Source organism: Streptomyces sp. NPDC048411 (genome assembly GCF_040704695.1).
In the GTDB taxonomy this organism is placed as follows: Bacteria; Actinomycetota; Actinomycetes; order Streptomycetales; family Streptomycetaceae; genus Streptomyces.
Map to the genome: position 1 here is coordinate 1 of NZ_JBEZKL010000287.1, position 2,474 is coordinate 2,474.

1 protein-coding gene and 1 pseudogene are annotated in these 2,474 nt (G+C 68.1%); both read right to left on the reverse strand.

Annotated features, from left to right (window positions below):
* Nucleotides 1-117 precede the first annotated feature (117 nt).
* Nucleotides 118-749: pseudogene (locus AB0915_RS39000) on the reverse strand (class I SAM-dependent methyltransferase).
* Between the two features lie 165 nt (nt 750-914).
* Nucleotides 915-2,276 (reverse strand): FAD-dependent oxidoreductase, encoded by a 1,362-nt coding sequence (locus AB0915_RS39005; RefSeq protein WP_366696122.1) that lies wholly within the window; start codon nt 2,274-2,276, stop codon nt 915-917.
* Between the last annotated feature and the right edge of the window lie 198 nt (nt 2,277-2,474).

Consider the following 2,474-nt stretch of genomic DNA (forward strand, 5'->3'; position numbering starts at 1 on the left):
TATCGGGGCGACCCTCCGCCTTGCGATCGCACGCACCAGACGCCGCCAGGCCCGCCCTACGGGCGGACGACGCTACTTTCGAAACACGCCCTAGCATCCGTCGGTCATCCCCGTGCGTCAGATACGCACGCAGTGCAGAAAGAGGTGCGGCTCGGGTACCGCCTCAGGGCGGGACGGGGTGAACAGACAGTTCTGCTCCCACTCGACCGCCAGACCTGCCCCGGTCACCACCGAGGTGAACTCATCGGCGCCGAAGCTGGTCACGTGCACCTTCTGGCCCATGAATACGGCGCCGACATCCTCCACGTCCAGCGGCACCGTCGCAACGACCAGGTGCCCTCCGCGCCTCAGCGACCGCCCGAGCCGCTGCAGCAGCCGTGACTGTTCGTCCCGCGACATCTGCAGGAGCGAGAAGTACCACAGACAGCGTCGAAACTCTCGTCCTCCAGCGCCAGTTCACGGATGTCGGCACACTGGAAGGCTGCCCCGGGTACCTGCCGGGCCGCGAGGTCCACCATCACCGGCGAGACATCGACCCCCAACACGTCATGACCGGCGTCGGCCAGGCTCTGTGCGGTCGGCCGACCGGTTCCGCTGCCTACGTCCAGGACCCGGCTGTGCGGGGCGAGCCGGGTCAGCAGGTGCTGCAGAGAGGCGCGGTGCGCTGCCGAGCCGGCGAAGGCTCGCTCGTAGTCGGCGCCGAGAGCGTCGAAGACTGTCGCGGCCGTGGGGCGGAGCTCGTCATCCATCGAGGCGTTTCCTCCAAGGGCGGGCGAACGGTTTCCCGGAATCGTTGCACCGTTCACGACAACCTTCAACGGTCCCAGGCCGGCCCGCCCGCCCGGCACTCTGCGCAATGTGATGCGTCACCGGTGGTCCCCGCCGAGGGGACCACCGGTGACGCAGTCGTACGGTCAGGCGCCGGACGCGTCCAGCATGGCGCCGCGCTCCACGACCTTGATGCGCTCACGGCCCTGTTCCGCACCGAGAGCCTGCTCGTGTGCGTCCAGGCGGTGCCAGCCGTCACGCGTGGTGTAGCGGACACCGCGCGCCTGGAGGAAGGCGACGACCGCGTCCGGATCAGGCTGCGCCGGGGCCGGCAGCAGGCCCGCGGCCCGGTCCTCCAGCAGACAGGCGACCGTTTCGTTGGCGTCGCCCTTGGTGTGGCCGATCAGGCCGATCGGTCCCCGCTTGATCCACCCGGTGACGTACACCGAGGGCATCGGCTCCGCACCCTCAACAACCCGTCCGGCGACGTGAGGGACCGTGCCGGAGGTGGGGTCGAACGGAAGCTTCGGCAGTTCATCTGAGTAGTACCCGACCGCCCGGTAGACGCTCTGGACGTCCCAGTCGGTGAAGCGCCCCGTGCCGCGGACGTTGCCGGTGCCGTCCAGCTCCGTCCGCTCCGTACGCAGGCCGACCACGCTGCCGTCGTCCCCGAGAACCTCGACCGGGGACTCGAAGAAGTGCAGGAACAGCTTGTGGGGCCGGTCGCCCACGTCCCGGATGGCCCAGTTCTCCAGGGTGGAGGCGACCATGTTCGCCTGCTTGTTCCCCCGCCGGGTCTCGATCGAGCCCGCGTCGTACTCGATGTCCTCGGGGTTGACGATGACCTCGATGTTGGGGGAGTGGTCCAACTCCCGCAGCTCCATCGGGGAGAACTTGGCCTGCGCCGGACCGCGCCGCCCGAAGACGTGCACCTCCAGCGCCTTGTTCGCCTTGAGGCCTTCGTACACGTTCGCCGGGATCTCTGTGGGCAGCAGCTCGTCCGCGGTCTTGGCGAGCATGCGCGCCACGTCCAGGGCCACATTGCCCACACCGAGAACGGCGACCTTCTCGGCCGTCAGCGGCCAGGTTCGCGGCACCTCGGGGTGCCCGTCGTACCAGGAGACGAAGTCGGCCGCACCGTAGGAGCCGTCGAGGTCGATCCCCGGTATGTCCAGGGGGCGGTCCGCTTCGGCGCCGGTGGAGAAGATCACCGCGTCGTAGAAGGAGCGCAGTTCGTCGAGGCCGATGTCATGGGGGTAGTCGACGTTGCCGAACAGCCGCAGCTGCGGCTTGTCCAGTACCTGGTGCAGCGCGGTGACGATGCCCTTGATCCGGGGGTGGTCAGGGGCCACTCCGTAACGGATGAGGCCGAAGGGGGCGGGCATGCGCTCGAACAGGTCGATCGATACACCCGGGTCCAGTGCGCACTCGGATTTCAGCAGCGCGTCGGCTGCGTAGATACCGGCAGGGCCGGCTCCGACAATGGCGACGCGGACAGGGCGTGTCATGGGGCTGTTGTTCCTTCGTTGCATGGGGCGGTTGAACGCGGGCGGAGAGCAGTGGAAGTAAGGCTTGACTCAGAGGAGCTCACAAAATCGGAGTCCAATCAGCTCGCGGCGTCTGGTGCGTGCGATCGCAAGGCGCCGGAAGGTCCTCGTAGCGGAGCTACTAGGGCGTTTCGGCAACGCGGCGAGCGTGCGTGCCAG